Source organism: Pseudoxanthomonas sp. LARHCG66 (assembly GCF_052871755.1).
In genome coordinates this window covers 478,081-499,017 of record NZ_JBIXJW010000003.1, presented here as the reverse complement: position 1 = coordinate 499,017, position 20,937 = coordinate 478,081, and the positions used below count along the sequence as shown (strand labels likewise).

Below are 20,937 nucleotides of genomic sequence, written 5' to 3'. Positions count from 1 at the left end.
CCGGCCGGCTTGCAAGAGTTGTCCCGCCCCGCAGGCTCGGGGACCATAGGGTCCCCAGGTTCCCGGGCCCTCATGGACGCCGCAACACCGCCCCTGCACGACTACCTGCGCGCCGGCTTCGCCGCCGTGGACCTGCCGGACCTCCATCCCCTGCTCGGTGCCCGCGACCTGTTGCGGGCTTTCTCCACGCTGTTCCATGGCGGCGAGGAGAGCGTCATGGTGCGCCTGCTGGTCCTGCGCACCCTCGGCGAGCGCGGCGAGGCGCCGGACTGGTCGCCGCAGGAATTGCGCGACCAGTTCGCCTACCTGGATCCGGTCAAGTTCGACACCGTGCTCGGACGCCTGCGCGAGAACGATCTGCTGTTGTGGGACGGGGCCAGCCAGCGCTACCGCATCAGCCCGATCGGCCGCCAGGCCCTGGCCTCGATCGGCCTGCTGCTGCAGTTCAACCGCGAAGGCGACGAGCTCGCCTACGTCACCGCGCAACTCGCCGCAGGCCAGGCCATGGGCCGGGTGGGCGCCGACGACCTGCAACATCTGTTGTCCCGGTTGAATGAACTGCGCGAGGACTTCGACCAGGCGGTGCTGAGCGGATCCGAACACCGCATCCAGCGCGCCGCCGACACGCTGCAGTCGGTCTGGCAGTGGGTGGAGAAGGGCACCGAACTGATCCGCGACATCGCCGCCGACGGCGAACTGGATACCGCCACCCACCGCGTCGCCCAGCAGATCGGCCGCGCGCAGAGTGCGCTGCTGCGGCAGGCGTCGGTGTTCCAGCGCGCGCTCAATCAGCTGGATCGTCATCGCGTGCATCTGGGGGCCAGCGGGCTGTCGTCGTCCGACGTCAACCGGTACCTGCGCGCGCTGGATGCCCAGGCGCTGGCGACACTGGCCGACGACGTGCTCATGCATGTGCCCCAGCCGGTGTTCGCACTGGGCCCGATCGCGCTGGACGTGGCCGAGTACGAACTGGTCGAGCGCGAACGCGCCGCGCAGGATGACGCGACGCTGCCGCCCTCGCAGGCTGCGCCGGTGGATACCCACGTGCCGGTGGCGCAGAACGAGTACGGGCACGCCGAGCAATGGTTCGACCAGTTGGCCGCCCTCGACGCCGAGGCACCGTTGTCGGACTGGGTGCCGCAGGACGGCTTCGCGCTCAGCGCGTACCGCCTGTCCCTGCTCGGCCTGATCGGCGACGCCGGCGCGGAGAACCGCCACGGCATCACCGCTTCGCTGGCGCAGCTGCCGATGCAGTGGCACGTAGGTACCGAGTTCGAACCCGTCCAGCGTGCCGGCGTGGCTTACATGAGCCGTGGCCGGCTGCTGCCGCAGACCCCCGGGGTGCCGGCACAGCCCGGGCCTCTCCGCAACAAGAAAACCCGCACCGCATGAATGACCCCATCGCTTCCCTGATCGCACGGCTGCTGGCCGAGCGCTGGCTGCCGCGCGAGGACCGCGCCGTGCGCCAGGTGCTGGTCGACGCCGAACTGCGCGACGACCTTGATCGCCGCCTCGCCGCCGCCGGCCTGCGCCTGCTTGAGCATCCCTATGCGGCGCATGTCGCCGTCGGCGTTGCGCGCGCGCAGGAGAGCGACGTCTACGGCCATGGTGACGCCTGGGCCGCCAGCAACCTCTCGCTGGGGCGCGACACGATCGCGCTGCTGGTCGTGCTGTGGGCGCTGCTGGTGCTGCCCAAGCGCCAGCGCCAGATCGCGCGGCAGGAAGGCGAGCGCCAGCATGAGCAGGAGCAGATGTTCGCCGAGCTCAAGCCGGTGCCGGTGGGTGCGGAGCTGGTCGAACCGGTCAACGAACGCACGCTGCTGGCCGACTTCGCCGACAGGCTCGGTGGCAAGGGCCGCTTGCAGATGAACCTCGGCACGCTGCACCGGCATGGCTTCATCGTGCGTCGCCGCGAGCGCATCCACGAAGGGCCGCTGCTCGACCTGGCTTTCGATTACGAGCGCATTGCCAGCCGGGTGATGGAGGGCGCGCTGGCGCAGGTGATCGAGGAGGCGCGTGCCTCGCAGGCGAATGCGCCCGAGGTGCCGCCGGACGAGAGTGTCGATGAAGTGAACGAGGAGCAGGCCGATGTTTGAGTTCCGCAGCCTGGAAGTCGTCCACTGGGACTACTGGCAGCGCTACACGCTGCCGCTGGATGCCTCCATCATCACCGTCGTCGGCCCGAACGGCTCCGGGAAGACCACGCTGCTGGACGCGCTGCGCACGCTGCTGGCGATCGACGACCGCGACATGGCGCGCGATTACAAGACCTACTTGCGCCACAACGGCAAGCCGTATGCCTGGTTGCGCGCGGTGGTGAGCAATCCGGTCGACCGGCGCGGCAAGCGCGCGTTCTTCCCGCACATGGACGAGCAGGTGACCATCGCCTGCCGCATCCGCAAGCGCGGCGGCGACTGGTCGCGCGACTACCAGATCGTCGCGGGCGACGTGCCGGTGGAGACGCTGGACCAGGGCGGCGACTGGCTCGGCGTGCGCGACTACCGCGTGCGTCTGGCGGGCGCCGGCCTGAGCCGCGCGATCTGCCGCGTGCTGACGCTGGAGCAGGGCGCGACCGACAAGCTGTGCCAGCTGTCGCCGCGCGAACTGTTGCAACTGGTGTTCGACGTGTTCGAGGACAAGGCGGTGCTGGACGACTACCAGCGTGCCCGCAACGAACAGTTCGACGTGGAGAAGGAGATCGGCCAGTTGCAGCAGGGACTGGCGGAACTGCATGTCAGGCTGGAGTCGTCGCGCGCGGACGTACGGTCGTTCGAAGACGGCCTGTCCCTGCGTTCGCAGCGCAACCGTCTGCAGACCGAGATCGCCCCCAAGGTGGAGCTGGCCGACCTGCGTGCCACCATCGAAGGCGCACGGCCACGCCTGACCGGCCTGCGCCGCGCGCTGCGCGAGCGCGAACGCGCCCACGCGAACCTGCTTGCCCAGGAGGTGGCCGCACAGCTGCAACGGGACCGTGCCGCTGCCGAGCTGACCGGGACGCGCGCGCAGCTCAGGCAGGCGGAAGCGATCTTCACCCAGGCGCGCGACCATGCGCGCGATGCCGAGTCACTGGTGCGACGCCATGACGAACTGGCGAAGCTGCAGGCCGAGCGCGGCGGTGCCGACGTGGAGGCCTTGAGCCGTGAACTGGAAGATGGACGCCGTCGCCAGGCCGAACTGAAGCTCGAAGCCGAACGCGACCGCCAGCGCAATGGCGAGATCGCCGCCCAGGTCGGCGCGCTCAGTGGCGGCGGCCGGGTGGTCGAACCGTTCGAGCGCGAGTTCCGCGCGGCACTGGATCGCCAGGGCATCGCGCATCGCGTGCTCACCGAGATGGTCGATGTCGTGGATGCGGACTGGGCGGTCGCGGTGGAGGCCATGCTGGCACCCTACCGCCACCTGGTGCTGCTGGATCACCCGAAGGACGCCCGCGAGGCCTGGCGGCTTGGTGAACAGATGCAGTATCGCCACTTCGTCGTCGCCGATCGCGCGCCGGTGGAGAAGGCGACGAAAGGCTCGTTGCTGGAGGTCGTGCGGTTCTCCGGCGACCCGCCAGCATGGCTGCCCCGGCATCTCGACCGCATCCAGCGCGTTGCCGATGTCGAGGCCGGCCATCGCCTGCCGAAGGGCCAGGACTGGATCACGGCCAAGGGCTACCTGCGCGAGCAGCGCGGCGCTCGCCATGTCGGCGGCGGCGCGCATCATTTCGGCGCCGGTGCACGGCAGGCGCAACTCGTGTCGTTGCGTGCGGAACACGCGATGCTGCTGGACCGTGCGCAGGTGCGCGAGGACGCACTGGCCACGTTGCGCAAGCAGCTCGACGCCGCGCAATCGCGCCTGCTGGGGCTGGATGCCGGGCAGGAACTGGTGACGCGTGCGGCGGAGTTCGCCGATGCCATCGAGCGCCTGCCCGCGCTCGCGGACGCAGCGGCCGTGGCAGGCGCTTCGCTTGCCGAGGCGCGTGCACGCCTGGATGCCCTGGAAACACAGGACAAGGTCGAGGGCATCGCGGCGGCAAGCCGTGCTGGCGAGATCAAGGCGCTGGCGATTGAGGTGCGTGAGCGCGTTCAGCAGATCGACCAGGAGCGCATGGCGCTGGTACAGCGGATTCTCGATTACCGTCGTCGCCGTGCGCAGATGCCGGTCGCGTGGCGCAGCGCGTCGGTGTTGCGTGCGGCGCGCGAGGAGTACGAGAGCGCCAGCTCGGTCCGTCGCGAACTGGAGCGGATCGAGGAGCGCATCGCGCGCGGGGGCTACGTGGAGGATGAAGGGTGCGTTGCGCTGCGCGACAAGTTCGCCGCCGACCATGCCGGGCTGGAAGCCGCCATCGGCAAGCGCGAGGCGCACCTGCATCGCGCACGCCGCCTGACGGAAGAGGCGCGCGGCGCTTACATCAATGTGCTGCGCGCCACGGTGCGTCGCTACAAGCGCAATCTGGCGGCACTCGGCGAGCTGGCCGGCATCGGCGTGGATGCCGAGCTGCCCGAGCTGGTGAACGAGGACACCGCGTTGGCGCAGGCCGGCCTGACCGTGCGCTTCGACTTCGACCGCAAGGGCTGGATCGGCCTGGACGACGGCGAGGCCTCGGGCGGACAGCAGGTGATGAAGTCACTGCTGCTGCTGGTTGGTTTGCTGCGTGACGAGGAGCAACCGGGCGGCTTTGTCTTCATCGACGAACCGTTCGCGCATCTGGACGTGGCCAACATCGAGAAGGTCGGACGCTTCCTGCGCTCGACCGACGCGCAGTACATCCTGACCACTCCCATCACGCACAACGTCAACGTGTTCGAACCGTCCGACCTGGTGCTGGCCACCAGCAAGCGGCGTGCCGCCAGTACCTGGGCGGAGCCGGTCGCCGTGCTGAAGCGCGACCGAGGCGGGGACGCCGTGGCGGCCTGACGCCGCCCGCGTCGCCTACAGCGCTGGTCGCCGCATCCGCAGCAGGGCGATGCCCATTCCGACAAACAGCGCGCCGGTCGCGCGCTGCCAGTATCGGCCCCATCGGCCCGCAAGCCAGCGCCGCAGGCGGCCTGCAGCAAGTACGTAACACAGGTGCGAAGCCACCGTGCAGACGGCGAACGTGGAGGTCAGCAGTAGCCCCTGCAGCCAGGGGGATGTCGCCTGGTGCATGAACTGCGGCAACAGCGCGGTGAAGAACAGGATGCTCTTCGGATTGGTGACCGCCACCATCAGTCCCTGCGCATACAGCTGGCATGCGTCGCGCGACACCGGGCCGGGAGCCGGCATGGTCACCAGCATGGATGGCGCGCGCCATTGACGGACGCCCAGGTAGACCAGGTAGCCGGCGCCCGCCATCTTCAGTATCGCGAATCCCGTTGCGGAGGTGCGCAGCACGGCGCCCAGCCCAAGCAGTGCAGCCAGCGCGACCAGGAACACGCCGGTGGCATTGCCTGCCGTCCCGAGCAGTGCGCGCCGCGCACCCTGCGTCGCCGTATTGGACACCGCCAGCAGCACCGCAGGGCCGGGGCTGAATGCCGTGGCCAGGCACAGCGTGCAGAACCACCACCACGCGCTCGTCGTCATCGTTGCGGTACCCGCATGGGCATCACCAGCCTGCTACCACCAGCTTGCCGATGGTCGTGCCGGACTCCAGCCGGCGGTGTGCTTCGCGCAGGTTGGCGGCATTGATCGGTGAAAGCGTCAGCGTCAGCGTGCCGCGCAGAACGCCGGCATCGACCAGGTCCGCCACGCGGTCCAGCAATGCACCCTGTTCGCCCATGTCGGCGGTGCGGAAGCGCGGGCGGGCGAACATCATTTCCCAATGGATGCCGATGCTCTTCGCCTTGTAGGGATCACCAATGCGCAGCTCGCCGTGCGGTTCGACGATCAGACCGACATGGCCCAGCGGCGCCAGAAGTTCGCCGAGTTCGGTCCAGTAGCGGTCGGTGTCGGCCAGGTTCAACGCAGCGTCGAGGGTGTCCACGCCCAGCGCCTTGAGTTGCGGGCCGAGCGGTTCGCGATGGGTGATCACGTGGTCGGCGCCCAGCGCCTTGCACCAGTCGATCGTGTCCTGTCGCGATGCGGTGGCGATGACGGTGAAGCCGGCGTGCTTCGCCAACTGGATCGCGATCGACCCCACGCCGCCGGCGCCGGCGATCACCAGCAACGACTTGCCCGCACCGCCGCCGTCCAGCGCGTAAGGCATGCGGTCGAACAGCAGCTCCCACGCGGTGATCGTGGTCAGCGGCAGGGCGGCGGCCTGTGCGAAGTCCAGCGACGCGGGCTTGTGGCCCACGATGCGTTCGTCGACGAGCTGGAACTGCGCGTTGCTGCCGGGCCGGGTGATGTCGCCCGCGTAGTAGACGGCATCGCCGGGCTTGAATCGCGTCACTGCCTCGCCGACGGCTTCAACCACCCCGGCGGCGTCGTAGCCGAGCACCTTCGGCTGTGCTTCGACCTGCGGTTTCGGCGAGCGCACCTTGGTGTCCACCGGATTCACGGAGACAGCCTCCACACGTACCAGCAGGTCGTGGCCGGCGGGCGAGGGCGTGGGAAGTTCCACATCGGAAAGCGATTGCGGATCGTCGATGGGCAGGTAACGGGTAAGCGCGACAGCTTTCATGGGGCGGCTCCGGCATGTGGGGGAAAGGCTTGGACGGGCAACGGACTGCGTTCGGAGAAATGCCCGCGCCAGTACGGATAGTAGGGATACGGCGTCTCCACGGCGCTGGCAGCATCCAGGCGTGCGATCTGGTCGGACGACAGCTGCCAGCCGATGGCGTCCAGGTTCTGTCGCAGCTGTTCCTCGGTGCGTGCGCCGATCAGCACCGTCGACACGGTGGGGCGCTGCAACAGCCAGTTGATGGCGATCTGCGGGATCGACTTGCCGGTTTCCCCGGCGACTACGTCCAGCGCATCGATGATGCGGAACAGACGCTCCTGTTCCATCGGCGGCCCCATGTCGGCGGTGTCGTGCAACCGGCTGGTGGCAGGCAGCGGTTGCCCGCGTCGCAGCTTGCCGGTCAGCCGGCCCCAACCCAGCGGGCTCCACACCACCGCGCCCACTCCCTGGTCGATGGCCAGCGGCATCAGTTCCCATTCGTAGTCTCGGCCGACCAGCGAGTAGTAGGTCTGGTTGGCGACATAGCGCGTGTAGCCGTAGCGTTCGGCGACGCCCAGGGATTTCATCAATTGCCAGCCGGCGTAATTGGACACACCCAGGTACCGCACCTTGCCGGCACGGACCAGGCCATCGAGCGTGGACAGCGTTTCCTCGACCGGCGTCAGCGCATCGAAGGCGTGCAGTTGCAGCAGGTCGAGGTAGTCGGTGCCGAGCCGCTGCAGCGACGCATCCACCGCCTTCAGCAGGCGGAAGCGCGACGCGCCGGCATCGTTGGGGCCTTCGCCCAGGCGCAGGCCGGTCTTGCTGGACAGGATGACCTGGTCACGCCGGCCTTTCAGGGCCGCGCCCAGGATCGATTCGGACGCACCGTCGGAATAGACATCGGCGGTGTCGAAGAACGTGAGGCCCGCGTCCAGGCTGATGTCGACCATGCGGCGCGCCTGCGCGGTATCGGTGTTGCCCCAGGCGCCGAACAGCGGCCCCTTGCCGCCGAACGTGCCGGCGCCGAAGCCCAGCGCCGAGACTTTCAAGCCGGAACGGCCGAGAAACCGGGTTTCCATGGAGGAGTCCTGATGAGGAAGGAGGAGCGGGTCAGGTGCCGGCGGCATCGCTGACGAGTACGAGACGCTGGCTGCGGCGTTCCAGCCCCAGCGCCCACAGCGCAACGGCGAAGGCGGCTGCCGGCACCAGCGCGGCCACCCACGGTAGCGCCGACAGGCCCAGGCCCTGCGAGATCACCACGCCACCCAGCCACGCGCCGAGTGCATTGCCGAGGTTGAAAGCACCGATGTTGAGGCTGGATGCCAGGCTCTGTGCGCCGCTCGCTTTCTGCAGCACCCAGAGTTGCAGCGGTGACACGGTGGCGAAGGCGGCAGCGCCGAGCAGCCCGGTGAACGCGATCATTGCCCAGGGGCTGTGCAGCGCAAGCGTCATCGCGCCCATCACCAGCGCCAGCAATGCCAGCGTGCCCAGCAGGGCCGGTGCCAGACGGCGGTCAGCGAAGCGGCCACCGAGCAGGTTGCCGACGATCATGCCAACGCCGAACACCAGCAGGATGGGCGATACCGCCGCATCAGTGAAGCCGGTCACCTGCGTCAGCAGCGGCTGGATGTACGTGTAGACGGTGAACATGCCGCCGAAGCCCAGCACCGTCATCAACAGGCCCAGCAGCACCTGCGGGCGCGCGACCACGCGCAGTTCGTCGCGGAACGGCAGCGGCATCGGCGCGCTGCGGTCGGCCGGCACCAGTGTCGCGATGATGACCGTAGCCAGCACGCCGATCGCGGTCACCGCCCAGAACGTCGCGCGCCAGCCGAACTGCAGGCCCAGCCAGGCACCCGCCGGCACGCCGAGCAGCGTGGCGACCGTGAGGCCGGTGAACATGATGGAGATGGCGGAGGCCTTGCGGTCTTCGCTGACCATGCCGGTGGCGACCACGGCGCCCACGCCGAAGAACGTGCCATGCGCCAGCGACGTGACCACGCGCGCGGCCATCAGCAGCTCATAGCTCGGTGCGAGCGCACAGGCAAGGTTGCCCAGCGTGAACACGACCATCAGCGCCACCAGCACCGCCTTGCGCGGCATCCGGCTGGTCGCGGCGGTCAGCAGGGGCGCACCGACGAACACGCCCAGCGCGTAGCCGGAGATCAGCAGGCCAGCGGCAGCGATGGATACGTGGAGGTCGGCAGCGACCTGCATCAGCAGGCCCATGATGACGAATTCGGTGGTGCCGATGCCGAAGGCACCGGCGGTGAGCGCATACAGACCCAGAGGCATCCGGGTGGCGGGGGAGGTGGCGGGAGGCATGGGGGCGTACGGGAGGAAACGGGGCGTGCAGCTTGCGGCTTCCTTTCGTTGTGAAAAACCGTGAATATGCCGAATCACTATCAACAGAATATTGATAATGGATCGAGTCGGTGACCTGGCCCTCTTCCTGCGCGTCCTCGACCTGGGCTCGATCACCGCAGCCGCGCACAGCCTGGACCTGTCCGTGGCCGTCGCCAGCCAGCGGCTGAAGCGGCTGGAGAAGGAACTGGGCGTACGCCTGCTGCACCGGACCACCCGCCGATTGCATCCAACGCCGGAGGGGGTCGCGCTGGCCGAGCAGGGCAGGGTGCTGGTGGAGGAACTGGAGACGCTGGGCACCGGCCTGCGCGAGGCTGCGCGCGAAGTCGCCGGCACATTGAGGGTGACCACGTCCGCATCGTTCGGGCGCCAGTACGTCTCGCCGCTGCTGCCCGCCTTTCTCGCGCGGCATCCGAAGCTGCGGCTGAGCATCCATCTGAGCGACAACGTGGTGGACCTGGTCAGCGAGGGCTTCGACCTGGCGATCCGCATCGGGGCGTTGGACGATTCGCGCCTGGTTGCGCGGCGCATCGCGCCCAACCGACGCGTGCTGTGCGCATCGCCCGACTACCTGCGCCGAAGAGGTCGACCGCGCGTGCCTGAAGAACTGGCCCAGCATGATTGCCTGCTGCTGTTCGGCAGCGGCGGCCGCCAGGATGTGTGGCGGTTGGGCACTCCGGCGGGCAGCGAGATCGCGGTGCGGGTGCAAGGGCGCTTCGAGAGCAACTTCGGCGAAGTGCTGCGCGACGCTTCACTGGCCGGGGAGGGAATCGTCATTCATTCGTTGTGGCACGTCGCCGACGACCTGCGTGCCGGCCGGCTGGCGGTCGTCCTGCCCGACTACGCGCTGACCACGACTGCCATCAGTGCGGTGATGCCGCAGCGCCGCCTCGTGCCGCCGCGCGTGCGGGCCTTTACCGACTTCCTGATCGAGCAGTTCGGCGACAACCCGCCCTGGGAGCGCGGACTGTAGACCGGGTCAGGCGGCGTCGAAGGCGAACGCGTCCAGGGCCAGTCCCCCCATTTCCACGTCGCGATGCAGGAGCCGCCCCTTGGCCCCCACACCACCGGCTCCCAGCGCCACGTACAGCGGAAACAGGTGCTCGGTCGTCGGATGATTGCGATGTGCCTCGGGCAATGCGGTCCAGTCGAGCGCTCCCGCGATGTTGCCGGCCAGCAGGTGCTCGCGCAGCGCATCGGTAAATGCGGCGACCCAGGCATAAGGCGTCGCGTGCGCGTGCTGCCAGTCCAGCGCACGCAGATTGTGCGAGAACCCGCCGGATCCGATCACCAGGACGCCTTCCTCGCGCAGCGGTGCCAGCGCCCTGCCCAATCGGTAATGCCAGTCCGCGCTCTGCGCCGGATTGACGGACAAGGCCACCACCGGGATGTCCGATGCCGGGTACATCCGGCGCAGCGGCACCCATACGCCGTGGTCCAGGCCGTGATGGTCGTCGACCTGCGCCTCGAAGCCCGCCTCGGCGAGGCGGCGCGCAACATCCCCGGCCAGCGCAGGTGCCCCGGCCGCCGGATACTGGATTCCGTAGAGCGCCTCGGGGAATCCGCCGAAGTCATGGATCGTGCCCGGCCGGGGTGCCGCAGTAAGCGTGGGATGGGCGTGGACGAAGTGCGCGGATGCCACCACGATCGCGCGGGGCCGCGGCAACAGGCCCCCCAAGCGGTCGAGGAAGCGGCCGGTAGGTGAATCCTCGAGGGCCAGCATCGGCGAACCATGCGAGAGGAAGAGGCTGGGGAGGTGCACGGCGGAGGTGGGCAGGTTCATGATGCGAGCATCGGGCGCCCCGGACGACTTACCAAGAGGCATCCGTGCACCGGTGTGTTGCCCACGGGAGTATCGTCACGGGCGAGCAGCGAGCGGGCGCTCTGCGCGGCGGGCCGCGTGAAGATCTGCTCCAGTTCCCTTCAGGAGTGTTAACCTTGCCCGACTTGTTATGGTACCGTTAACACAGTCTTCACGTACCCGCGCATAATCTGTTCAGCAAGGCGATGGGTCCCTGTCGTCTCGAATAACAACTAGAAACGCCGGAACCACCGCAACAGACGTATTTCGGTTTCTCTACAACTGAACTTTTACAAGGAAAGGAGCTGCAAATGAACAAGAAGATTCTCTGCGCCGCGCTGCTGGGCGGCCTGAGCCTCGCTAACCACGCGATGGCGCAGGAGTTCGACGACCGTTGGTACCTCACCGGCTCCGCCGGCTTCAACCTGCAGGACGACGATCGCCTCACCCGCAACGCCCCGTTCCTGGGCCTGGGCCTTGGCAAGTTCATCAGCCCCAACTGGTCGCTGGACGGTGAGCTGAACTACCAGAACCCGAAGTTCGAAGACAACCGTGACGCCCTGTGGAGCCAGTACGGCATCTCGCTGGACCTGCGTCGCCACTTCGTGCAGGAAGGCCGTGGCTGGAACCCGTACATCGTCGCCGGCCTGGGCCTGCAGCGTTCGGAAGAAGAGTCGCTGATCAACGCGTCGAACCAGACCCGTGACAACAACCTGGCTGCCAAGCTGGGCGTCGGCCTGCAGACCACGCTGGACAAGCGCGTCGGCGTTCGCGCCGAACTCGCCTACCGCGCCGACTTCAACGACCAGAGCGCTGCCGCTCCGCAGGAAGACTGGTTCGGCGACGTGCTGGCCTCGGTTGGCGTCGTGATCCCGCTGGGTCCGAAGGCTGAAGCCGCTGCTCCGCCGGCCCCGCCGGCTGCGCCGAGCTGCGCGGACCTGGATGACGACGGTGACGGCGTCAACAACTGCGACGACAAGTGCCCCGGTTCGCAGGCTGGCCAGACCATCGGTCCGGACGGCTGCCCGGTGCAGGTTTCGATCGACCTGAAGGGCGTGAACTTCGACTTCGACAAGTCGACCCTGCGTCCCGACGCGATCGCGATCCTCAGCGAAGCCGCCGAGATCCTGAAGCGTTACCCCGACCTGCGCGTCGAAGTGGCCGGCCACACCGACCTGTGCGGTGCCGATGCCTACAACCAGTCGCTGTCGCAGCGTCGTTCGCAGACCGTGTACGACTACCTGACCAGCAACGGCGTGGATGCTTCGCGTCTGGTGGGCCCGGTGGGTTACGGCGAGAGCCGTCCGCTGGAGCCGACCGCGCAGACGCTGCCGGGCTGCAAGAGCGAGCGCAACCGTCGTACGGAACTGAACGTCCAGAACTGATCGGACGCTCTTCCCGCAACACACGAAGCCCGGCCAAGTGCCGGGCTTCGTTTTTTCGGCAGGCGTAGGCGCGATTTGCGTGACCGCGTTTCCGTCTTGCGCAACGCAGGGCGTGGGTGACTTGCAATTCCTTGCCATGCCTGGAGGGCGTGCCTAAACTCGCCACACGAACAGGAATACTCAGGAGTCGTCACGATGCGCCGCCATGTCCTCGCCAGCCTGCTGTGCATCGCCGCGATTCCTGCCGCCCATGCCGCGCCCGACTGCACGGGCAGTCTGGTGCCGCCGCCGTTGAAGGCATCGAACACCGTGATCGCGCCGGTCGCACCGGAGTTCACCGCCACGGCCACCCAACTGGGGGCACCGTCCGGTGTGCTGGCGTCGCATGCTTTCGACGAATCGCAATCGGTGGACCGCGTGCTGATGCGCCTGCGCATCGAGGGGTGCCGCAACATTGCCAAGGCGTTGCCCGCACCGGGAACGACGTCTGCTGCGGCAGCCACCGCGAGCCCGGCGGCATATCAGCCGAAGACCGCGCATGACAACTCGCCCTGGCGTTTCGACATGAGCCAGAACGGCAAGCGGATGACGGCAGACGAGTTCGATGCGTGGATGAAGTCGCGTGGCGTGCGCGTGGTCAAGGCGCCCGGTGCGCCGGCCGCTGCACCCGCGCCGGCTCCCGCCGAACCGCCCAAGAAGAACTGATCGACGAACGGCCGGCATTCCCGGCCGTTTTTCCGTCGGACACCGCCATGCCTGAGCGCAGACCGCCTCGCGATACGCGGACGACCGCGCGCCGCGGCGTGTCCGGCAGTCCCGCAGTACGACACGGATTGGCACGCATCCTGTCCAAACAGGGCGTCTGTTCGCGCACGGAAGCCGCGCGCTGGATCACCGACGGCAGGGTGTCCGTCGACGGGCGCATCGTTCGCGATCCGGAATTCCCGGTGGTCGCCGGCCGTGCTGTCGTGCGTGTGGATGGCCAGGCGGCTGCGGCGGCGGATCGCCACTACCTGATGCTCAACAAGCCTCGCGGACTGGTGACGACGACGCGCGACGAACGCGGGCGCGACACCGTTTACCGTTGCCTGGAGGGTGCCGGCCTGCCATGGACCGCGCCGGTGGGGCGGCTGGACAAAGCCAGCGAGGGTCTGCTGCTTTTCACCAACGATCCGGAATGGGCCGCACGCGTCACGGATCCGGCATGCGGGCCCGACAAGACCTACCACGTGCAGGTCGATCGGGTGCCCGACGAAGCACTGCTGCACGCGCTGCAAGCGGGGGTCCACGTCGGAGGGGAGCATCTGGCTGCCCGCCAGGCACGCCTGTTGCGTGCCGGCGAACGTAATGCCTGGGTGGAGATCGTTCTCGACGAAGGCCGCAACCGGCAGATCCGACGATTGCTTGAGGCCTTCGACATCCGCGTGTTGCGGCTGGTCCGGGTCGCCATCGGTCCGTTGCTCCTGGGCACGCTGGCGAAGGGGTCATGGCGCATGCTCGATGCAGCGGAACGCGAAGCGCTGGCGCCGATGACCGGATGCTGATTGCGCGACCGCGGTCAGGGTTCGCTGTCGTGTGCTTGCCTACACTCGCTCACGCCTGACCACTGGGGAATTGCCATGCTCGACCTGACGGCGCGCCTGCCTGCGCGTTTCGTTGTTCTGTTTGTCATCGGCATGGCGGCGGGCTGCGCCTCGAAACCGCCACACGCCAACACCGCCGGCGTGAAGGAAGAAGTCGTCAGCGTGCGCCCGGGGCCGCATGGCCACCGCTTCGACATGCAGCAGAATGGCCGCAAGATGACGGCGGAAGAATTCGATGCCTGGATGAAGGCGCGCGGCATCCGCGTCGCCAAGGGCGCGCCCGCCAGGCCGAAGGCTTCCGCTGTCGCCAAGCGCGCCCGCTGATCGCGGGCGCACAGGCTTCGGCTACGCCTTCAACACGCCCAATTCGCGGCCGATGCGGATGAAGGCGTCGATTGCGCGATCCAGGTGTTCGCGTGTATGCGCTGCACTCATCTGCGTGCGGATGCGGGCCTGGCCTTTCGCGACCACCGGGAAGAAGAAACCGATCGCATAGATGCCCTCCTCCAGCAGTCGCTCGGCGAAGCGCTGTGCGAGCGGTGCGTCGTACAGCATCACCGGACTGATGGGGTGCACGCCGGGCCTGATGTCGAAGCCGGCAGCCGTCATGCGTTCGCGGAAATACGCCGTGTTCTGTTGCAGGCGTTCGCGCAGTTCGCCGGCGGAGGACAGCATGTCGAAGGCCTTGATGCCCGCGGCCACCACGTGCGGCGGCAGCGAGTTGGAGAAGAGGTAAGGCCGGGAGCGCTGGCGCAGCAGTTCGATCACTTCCCTGCGCGCGGTCGTGAATCCGCCCAGTGCGCCGCCCATCGCCTTGCCGAGCGTGCCGGTGATGATGTCGATCCTGTCCAGCACGCCCTTCACTTCCGCCGAGCCGCGGCCGGTCGCGCCGAGGAAGCCGGTGGCGTGGCATTCGTCGATGTGCACCAGCGCGTTGTACTTCTTCGCCAGCGCGGTGATCTCGTCCAGCGGCGCGATGAAACCGTCCATCGAGAACACGCCGTCGGTGGTGATCAGCTTGGTCTTGCACCCCGCGGCGTCGGCGGCCTGCAGCTGCTTTTCCAGGTCGGCCATGTCGCAGTTGGCGTAGCGGAACCGTTTGGCCTTGCACAGGCGTACGCCGTCGATGATCGATGCATGGTTCAGCGCATCGGAAATGATCGCGTCGTCCTCGCCCAGCAAGGGTTCGAACAGGCCGCCGTTGGCATCGAAGCAGGCGGCGTAGAGGATGGTGTCTTCGGTGCCGAAGAAGTCCGCGATCGTCTGCTCCAATTGCTTGTGCAGGTCCTGCGTGCCGCAGATGAAGCGCACCGACGCCATGCCGAAGCCATGCGTATCCAGCGCGTCCTTCGCTGCCTGGATGATGTCCGGGTGGTCGGCCAGCCCCAGGTAATTGTTGGCACAGAAGTTCAGCACCGTGCGCCCGTCCGCCAGCGTGATCTCGGCCGATTGCGGGCCGGTGATGATCCGCTCGGCCTTGAACAGGCCCTGGGCACGGATCTCGTCGAGGGTGGCGGCGTAGTGAGCGGTGAGCGGGCTGGACATGGGCGCGGATTGGAAGAAGAGGCCGCCATTCTAACCGCCCGTCGGCCACGCCCCGTCCGTCATGCTGTCGCGGAATAAGCGGTCGCCGTTTCGTCATTTCCCAGCCCGCATGTGCACACGCAGCATCGCGTCTCCGGCCGACGACGGCCATCGCACGGGGATATGGGGTCATGCGGATACCACCGGGACAGCGCAAGCGGAAGGGCAGCGGCGTCGCCATCCTGGGCGCGCTGGCCTGTTCGCTGGCCATTCCCGTGTCCGCACAGAGCCAGCCCACCGTGCAGGAGTTGCTGCAACGGCTTGAAGCCCTCGAACGCCGCGTCGGTGATGCACCGGCGGCCGTGGCCGCTGAAGGCGAATCCGCGCCCGCCACGTTGGGTGACCTGGACCAGCGCCTGCGCGTCCTGGAGCGCCGCCTGGAACTGCAGCAGGAAGAGACCGCCGCCAAGGCCAAGGAGGCCCCCGTCATCGCGGTGAACGACAAGGGTGCGTCGCTGAAATCGGCCAATGGCGATTATGAGGTCAAGATCCGCGGCCTGATCCAGGGCGACGGGCGCTTCTTCAGCAGCGGCGTGCCGTCGGGCACCTACGATACCTTCCTGCTGCGTACGGCACGCCCGACCATCGAGGGCACGTTGGGCAAATGGATCGGCTTCCGCTTCACGCCGGAGTTTGCCGGTGACAGCGCCAGCATCGTGGATGCCTATGCCGACCTGAAGTTCTCGCCCGCCGCGACGGTGCGTCTGGGCAAGTTCACCTCACCGGTGGGACTGGAACGCCTGCAGTCGTCGTCTGCCTTGTCCGACGTGGAACGTGCGCTGCCCAGCGAACTTGCGCCCAATCGCGACATCGGCGTGCAACTGCAGGGCGAGTTGGCCGGCAGCAAGCTGAGCTACGCGATCGGTGTGTTCAACGGCACGGTCGATGGTCGCGATGCGGCGACCACCAATCCGGGCGACGAGTTCGAGGTCGCCGGCCGCCTCTTCGTCGAGCCATTCAAGGACGGCGCGGGTTTCTGGTCCGGCCTCGGCTTCGGCATCGGCGGCAGCGCCGGCGATACCGTGGGCACGGGGAACAACATTCTCCCGCGCTATCGCACGCCCGGGCAGGTGCAGTTCTTCAACTATCGCAGTGCGGTCGCCGCCGACGGCAGGCGCACGCGCTGGTCGCCACAGGGCTACTTCTATCGCAACGGGTTCGGGCTGCTGGCCGAGTACATCGCGTCGAAGCAGGAACTGGTGGTGGCGGGCAATGCCGCCGAACTGGAAAACACCGCCTGGCAGGCCACGGCCAGCTACGTGCTGACCGGCGAAGACGCCAGCTATCGCGGCGTCGTGAAGCCATCGAACCCCTTCAGTCCCGGCAAGGGTGGTTGGGGTGCGTGGGAACTGGTCGGCCGCTATGGCGAACTGGAGATCGATGAGGGTGCGTTCCCGCTGTTCGCCGATGCGTCGGTATCCGCGCGACGCGCCAAGGCATGGACGCTGGGCGTCAACTGGTACCTCACCAGCAATCTGAAGCTGGTCGTCAATTACCTGGACACGCAATTCGAGGGCGGAGCCGCCGCAGGCGCGGACCGTGAAGACGAAAAGGCCGTGTTCTCGCGACTGCAAGTCGCCTTCTGATTCCCGGAGACATCGCATGAAGACACCATCCATCCGACGCCACGTCCGCACCGCCTTGCTCGCCTTCGGCCTGACGCTGACCGCAGCGGCCGGCGCCAAGGACATCAAGCTGCTCAACGTGTCCTACGACCCGACGCGCGAGTTCTATCGCGAGTTCAATACCGCCTTTGCCGCCGAGTGGCAGAAGACCAAGGGACAGAAGGTCAGCATCGAGACCTCGCATGGCGGCTCGGGCAAGCAGGCGCGTTCGGTGATCGATGGCCTCGAGGCGGACGTGGTGACGCTCGCCCTGGCCTACGACGTGGATTCCATCGCACAGCGGGCCAAGCTCTTTCCCGCCAACTGGCAATCGCGCCTCCCCGAGAACAGCGCGCCGTACACCTCGACCATCGTGTTTCTGGTGCGCAAGGGCAATCCGAAGAAGATCCGCGACTGGCACGATCTGGTGAAGCCCGGCATCTCCGTCATCACTCCGAATCCGAAGACCTCCGGTGGCGCGCGCTGGAACTATCTTGCGGCATGGGCCTACGGTCTGAAGATCTTCAAGGGTGACGAGGCGAAGACGCGCAACTTCGTGCGTGGCCTGTTCCGCAACGTGCCCGTGCTGGACACTGGCGCGCGGGGATCGACCACGACGTTCGTCCAGCGCGGCATCGGCGACGTGCTGCTGGCGTGGGAAAACGAGGCCTTCCTGTCGATCGAGGAGCTGGGCCCCGACAAGTTCGACATCGTGGTGCCGTCGCTGTCGATCCTGGCCGAGCCGCCGGTGGCGCTGGTGGATCGCAATGTCGACAAGCACGGCACGCGCGAAGCGGCGCAGGCCTATCTGAAATACCTGTACTCGCCAACGGGCCAGCGGCTCGCGGCCAAGCATTACTATCGTCCGCGCTATCCGCAGCATGCGGCGCCTGCGGACATCGCGCGCTTTCCGAAGCTGGAGCTGGTGACGATCGATGGCGTCTTCGGTTCCTGGGCGAAGGCGCAGGCCACGCATTTCGCGGACGGTGGCGTGTTCGACCAGATCCAGGCGAAGTAAGGTGGCGGCAGTGCAATCCTGGCCGGGGAAGGTGCGCGCACGGCGCGTCATTCCCGGTTTCGGCCTCAGCCTGGGCTATACGCTGGCCTGGTTGGGGCTGATCGTCCTGATTCCGCTGGTGGGTGTGTTCGCCAAGGCCAGCGGGCTGGGTCCGGCGGGCATCTGGGCGATCTGGACGGAGCCGCGCGTGCTGGCGGCGTTGCGCATCAGCTTCGGCACCGCGCTCGCGGCGGCGGCGTTCAATGCGGTCATGGGCACCCTGGTGGCCTGGGTATTCGTGCGCTACCGATTTCCCGGCAAGCGCCTGTTCGACGCGATGATCGACCTGCCATTCGCGCTGCCCACCGCCGTGGCCGGCATTGCGCTGACGGCGCTGTACGGCCCGACCGGCTGGATCGGCCAATGGCTGGAAGCCGCCGGCATCAAGGTCGCGTACACGCCACTCGGCATCACCGTGGCGCTGGTGTTCATCGGCCTGCCTTTCGTGGTGCGCGTGGTGCAGCCGGTGCTTGCGGAAATCGAGACGGAACTGGAAGAGGCCGCGGCCACCTTGGGTGCCAACCGCTGGCAGGCGGTGCGTCACGTGGTGCTGCCCACGCTGTGGCCGGCCGTGCTGGCCGGCTTCGCGCTGGCGTTCGCGCGTGGCGTGGGCGAATACGGCTCGGTGATCTTCATCGCCGGCAACCTGCCCGGGGTGTCCGAGATCGCGCCGCTGCTGATCACGATCAAGCTGGAGGAGTTCGACTACGAGGGCGCCACGGCGATCGCGGCGGCCATGCTGCTGCTGTCGTTTGCGCTGCTGCTGCTGATCAACACGCTGCAGGCGCGGCTGCAGCGCACCGGCAAGCGGGCAGGGGGCTAACATGGGCGACGCCATCTCCGCCGTCATCGCCATCCCCCCGGAGTCGTCCTTCGTGGAAGCGCCTGCACGCCCTGTCCGCCGCCATGCGGCCACCACCGAACCCCTCTGGGTGCAGGTGCTGCTGGTGCTGGGCGCGCTTGGCTTCCTGCTGTCGTTCCTGTTGCTGCCGCTGGCGCTGGTATTCGTGGAAGCGCTGCGCGGCGGTTGGGCGGCGTTCGCATCCGCGGTGACCGAGGCCGATGCGCTGGCGGCCGTGCAGTTGACGCTGCTGGTGACGGCGATCGTGGTGCCCCTCAACCTCGCCTTCGGCGTGGCCGCCGCATGGGTGGTCAGCAAGCATGAGTTCCGTGGGAAACGCTGGCTGGTCACGCTGATCGACCTGCCGTTCGCGGTGTCGCCGGTGGTGGCCGGCCTGATCTACGTGCTGATCTTCGGCGCGCAGGGCTGGGCGTACTCGCTGATCGACGAAGGCTGGCGTTTCTCCCTGCCGCTGCTTGGCGACCTGCACCTGCAGTTGCCGAAGATCATCTTCGCGCTGCCGGGCATCGTGCTGGCGACGATCTTCGTGACGTTCCCGTTCATCGCGCGCGAGCTGATGCCACTGATGGAACAGCAGGGCACGGACGAGGAACTGGCGGCACTCAGCCTTGGCGCGAATGGCTGGCAGACCTTCTGGCGGGTGACGCTGCCGAACATCCGCTGGGCGCTGCTGTACGGCGTGTTGCTGTGCAGTGCGCGCGCACTGGGTGAGTTCGGCGCGGTGTCGGTCGTGTCCGGCCACATCCGCGGGCGCACCAACACGCTGCCGCTGCATGTGGAGATCCTCTACAACGAGTATGCATACAGCGCGGCATTCGCGGCGGCCTCGCTGCTGGCGCTGACCGCGCTGGTGACGCTGGCGTTGAAGACCTGGCTTGAATGGCGGCACGGCGAAGCGCTGGCTGCCAACCACCGTCACTGAGAAGACATCATGGGTATCAGGATCGAACACCTGGGCAAGCGGTTCGGCACCTTCGTCGCCCTGGACGAGGTATCACTGGACATCCGCCAGGGCGAGCTGCTGGCGCTGCTCGGGCCGTCCGGCTCCGGCAAGACCACGTTGCTGCGCATCATCGCCGGGCTGGAGCACGCCGATGCAGGCAAGGTCTGGTTCGATGGCGAGGACGCTTCACGATTGAGCGTGCAGGCGCGGCGTGCGGGCTTCGTTTTCCAGCACTACGCGCTGTTCCGCCACCTGACGGTGGAGGAGAACATCGCCTTCGGCCTGCGCGTACGGCGCGGTCGCGAGCGCGTGTCCGATGCCACCATCCGGGCGCGCGTCGCGGAACTGCTTTCGCTCGTGCAACTGGAGGGATTCGGCACGCGGTATCCGGCGCAGCTGTCCGGCGGCCAGCGGCAGCGCGTGGCATTGGCGCGTGCGCTGGCGATCGAGCCGCGCGTGCTGCTGCTGGACGAGCCGTTCGGTGCGCTCGACGCACAGGTCCGGCGCGACCTGCGCCGCTGGCTGCGGGAACTGCACGACCGCACCGGTCTGACCACCGTGTTCGTGACGCACGACCAGGAAGAAGCGCTCGAGCTGGCCGACCGCGTGGCGATCCTCAACCGCGGGCGCATCGAACAACTCGGCAGCCCGGCCGATACCTACGATGCGCCGGCCTCGCCCTTCGTCTACTCCTTCGTCGGTGCGGTGAACCGCCTGCCAGCTCACTGGGAAGCAGGCGCGCTGCAGGCCGCAGGGTTGCCGCTGCGGTCGCGTGAGCAGGCGGGGCAGGGGCAGGCCGAGGTCTTCGTGCGCCCGGAGGATCTGCAGGTGGTGGAAGAGGGCCCCGGCTGGCCGGCGACGATCATCGTCGCGCAGCGGAACGGTCCGCGGCTGCGCCTGCGGGCGCGGCTCCAGGACGATGCCATCGAGGTCGACGTGGACTTGCCCGCCGACCACGAGAGTCCTGCAACGGCGCCCGGACAGCCGGTGCGCTTGGCACCAAAACGGTTCGGATGGTTTCCCCGAAACGGTGCGGAGGCACCAACGTGATGCGATGTAAGCTGCTGAATTAATTGAAAAAGAAACCAATTATCCGGCATGCGGACAGGCACTTGACGACGGCGATTGTTGCGGCGCACTATCGGGGCGCAGTTAAAAAACCGTGAAGCTGCGATTACCGTCTCACGACCGG

Annotated in this window: 19 protein-coding genes; 13 read left to right on the top strand and 6 right to left on the bottom strand. The window is 67.6% G+C overall.

What is annotated here, in order from left to right:
- The first annotated feature begins 72 nt into the window (after positions 1-72).
- From ACIPRS_RS12465 to ACIPRS_RS12455, 3 genes are read left to right on the top strand one after another with little or no spacing between them, the layout of a single operon-like run.
- On the top strand, positions 73-1,392 hold the full coding sequence (locus ACIPRS_RS12465) for a hypothetical protein (protein WP_446538772.1): 1,320 nt from the start codon (positions 73-75) through the stop codon (positions 1,390-1,392).
- Positions 1,389-2,096 (top strand): hypothetical protein, encoded by a 708-nt coding sequence (locus ACIPRS_RS12460; protein WP_337731275.1) that lies wholly within the window; start codon positions 1,389-1,391, stop codon positions 2,094-2,096. The genes ACIPRS_RS12465 and ACIPRS_RS12460 overlap by 4 nt, the downstream gene beginning before the upstream one ends.
- Positions 2,089-4,896: an ATP-binding protein gene (locus ACIPRS_RS12455; RefSeq protein WP_446538771.1), complete on the top strand. Its 2,808-nt coding sequence runs from the start codon at positions 2,089-2,091 to the stop codon at positions 4,894-4,896. The genes ACIPRS_RS12460 and ACIPRS_RS12455 overlap by 8 nt, the downstream gene beginning before the upstream one ends.
- A 15-nt stretch (positions 4,897-4,911) precedes the next feature.
- Here ACIPRS_RS12455 and ACIPRS_RS12450 read toward each other — a convergent pair whose 3' ends face one another.
- The 4 genes from ACIPRS_RS12450 to ACIPRS_RS12435 are packed head-to-tail and all read right to left on the bottom strand — an operon-like array spanning position 4,912 to position 8,887.
- Positions 4,912-5,541, bottom strand: coding sequence for a LysE family translocator (locus tag ACIPRS_RS12450; protein ID WP_446538770.1), 630 nt, complete (start codon positions 5,539-5,541; stop codon positions 4,912-4,914).
- Between the two features lie 22 nt (positions 5,542-5,563).
- A complete protein-coding gene (locus ACIPRS_RS12445) occupies positions 5,564-6,580 on the bottom strand; it encodes a zinc-binding alcohol dehydrogenase family protein (protein ID WP_446538769.1) in 1,017 nt (338 codons plus the stop codon).
- Positions 6,577-7,641 carry an aldo/keto reductase gene (locus ACIPRS_RS12440; protein WP_446538768.1) on the bottom strand — a complete coding sequence of 355 codons (1,065 nt, stop codon included), beginning with the start codon at positions 7,639-7,641 and terminating at the stop codon, positions 6,577-6,579. Before ACIPRS_RS12440 ends, ACIPRS_RS12445 begins: the two co-directional genes overlap by 4 nt.
- 31 nt (positions 7,642-7,672) lie before the next feature.
- Positions 7,673-8,887 carry an MFS transporter gene (locus tag ACIPRS_RS12435; protein WP_446538767.1) on the bottom strand — a complete coding sequence of 405 codons (1,215 nt, stop codon included), beginning with the start codon at positions 8,885-8,887 and terminating at the stop codon, positions 7,673-7,675.
- A 97-nt stretch (positions 8,888-8,984) separates the two neighbouring features.
- On the opposite strand from ACIPRS_RS12435, the gene ACIPRS_RS12430 reads away from it, so the two are divergent.
- The gene (locus ACIPRS_RS12430) at positions 8,985-9,899 is read left to right on the top strand and encodes a LysR family transcriptional regulator (RefSeq protein ID WP_446538766.1); all 915 of its coding nucleotides are present in this window, start codon (positions 8,985-8,987) and stop codon (positions 9,897-9,899) included.
- Between the two features lie 6 nt (positions 9,900-9,905).
- Here the strand turns inward: ACIPRS_RS12430 and ACIPRS_RS12425 are convergent, their stop codons facing one another.
- On the bottom strand, positions 9,906-10,709 hold the full coding sequence (locus ACIPRS_RS12425; RefSeq protein WP_337731268.1) for a dioxygenase family protein: 804 nt from the start codon (positions 10,707-10,709) through the stop codon (positions 9,906-9,908).
- A gap of 329 nt (positions 10,710-11,038) precedes the next feature.
- On the opposite strand from ACIPRS_RS12425, the gene ACIPRS_RS12420 reads away from it, so the two are divergent.
- The 4 genes from ACIPRS_RS12420 to ACIPRS_RS12405 all read left to right on the top strand — a co-directional run bounded on the left by ACIPRS_RS12420 (position 11,039) and on the right by ACIPRS_RS12405 (position 14,019).
- Positions 11,039-12,112 carry an OmpA family protein gene (locus tag ACIPRS_RS12420; protein ID WP_337731267.1) on the top strand — a complete coding sequence of 358 codons (1,074 nt, stop codon included), beginning with the start codon at positions 11,039-11,041 and terminating at the stop codon, positions 12,110-12,112.
- Between the two features lie 195 nt (positions 12,113-12,307).
- Positions 12,308-12,817 (top strand): hypothetical protein, encoded by a 510-nt coding sequence (locus ACIPRS_RS12415; RefSeq protein WP_337731266.1) that lies wholly within the window; start codon positions 12,308-12,310, stop codon positions 12,815-12,817.
- Positions 12,818-12,864: 47 nt separating this feature from the next.
- Positions 12,865-13,656: a pseudouridine synthase gene (locus tag ACIPRS_RS12410; RefSeq protein ID WP_446538765.1), complete on the top strand. Its 792-nt coding sequence runs from the start codon at positions 12,865-12,867 to the stop codon at positions 13,654-13,656.
- Positions 13,657-13,731: 75 nt separating this feature from the next.
- Positions 13,732-14,019 (top strand): hypothetical protein, encoded by a 288-nt coding sequence (locus tag ACIPRS_RS12405; protein ID WP_337731265.1) that lies wholly within the window; start codon positions 13,732-13,734, stop codon positions 14,017-14,019.
- A gap of 21 nt (positions 14,020-14,040) precedes the next feature.
- On the opposite strand, the gene kbl is transcribed toward ACIPRS_RS12405, so the two are convergent.
- On the bottom strand, positions 14,041-15,240 hold the full coding sequence (gene kbl, locus ACIPRS_RS12400; protein ID WP_446538764.1) for a glycine C-acetyltransferase: 1,200 nt from the start codon (positions 15,238-15,240) through the stop codon (positions 14,041-14,043).
- Between the two features lie 170 nt (positions 15,241-15,410).
- Between kbl and ACIPRS_RS12395 the strand changes: the two genes are divergently transcribed.
- Genes ACIPRS_RS12395 through ACIPRS_RS12375 form a run of 5 tightly spaced genes read left to right on the top strand, consistent with a single transcriptional unit; the run spans position 15,411 to position 20,795 of the window.
- Complete coding sequence (locus tag ACIPRS_RS12395; RefSeq protein ID WP_446538763.1) at positions 15,411-16,865, top strand: OprO/OprP family phosphate-selective porin; 1,455 nt, start codon at positions 15,411-15,413, stop codon at positions 16,863-16,865.
- Positions 16,866-16,881: 16 nt separating this feature from the next.
- A complete protein-coding gene (locus ACIPRS_RS12390; protein WP_192201712.1) occupies positions 16,882-17,901 on the top strand; it encodes a sulfate ABC transporter substrate-binding protein in 1,020 nt (339 codons plus the stop codon).
- A gap of 10 nt (positions 17,902-17,911) precedes the next feature.
- Positions 17,912-18,763, top strand: a complete 852-nt coding sequence (cysT, locus tag ACIPRS_RS12385; RefSeq protein ID WP_446538762.1) for a sulfate ABC transporter permease subunit CysT — start codon at positions 17,912-17,914, stop codon at positions 18,761-18,763.
- A gap of 1 nt (position 18,764) precedes the next feature.
- Positions 18,765-19,724, top strand: a complete 960-nt coding sequence (gene cysW / locus ACIPRS_RS12380; protein ID WP_337731260.1) for a sulfate ABC transporter permease subunit CysW — start codon at positions 18,765-18,767, stop codon at positions 19,722-19,724.
- Between the two features lie 9 nt (positions 19,725-19,733).
- Positions 19,734-20,795, top strand: coding sequence for a sulfate/molybdate ABC transporter ATP-binding protein (locus ACIPRS_RS12375; RefSeq protein ID WP_446538761.1), 1,062 nt, complete (start codon positions 19,734-19,736; stop codon positions 20,793-20,795).
- Positions 20,796-20,937 lie beyond the last annotated feature (142 nt).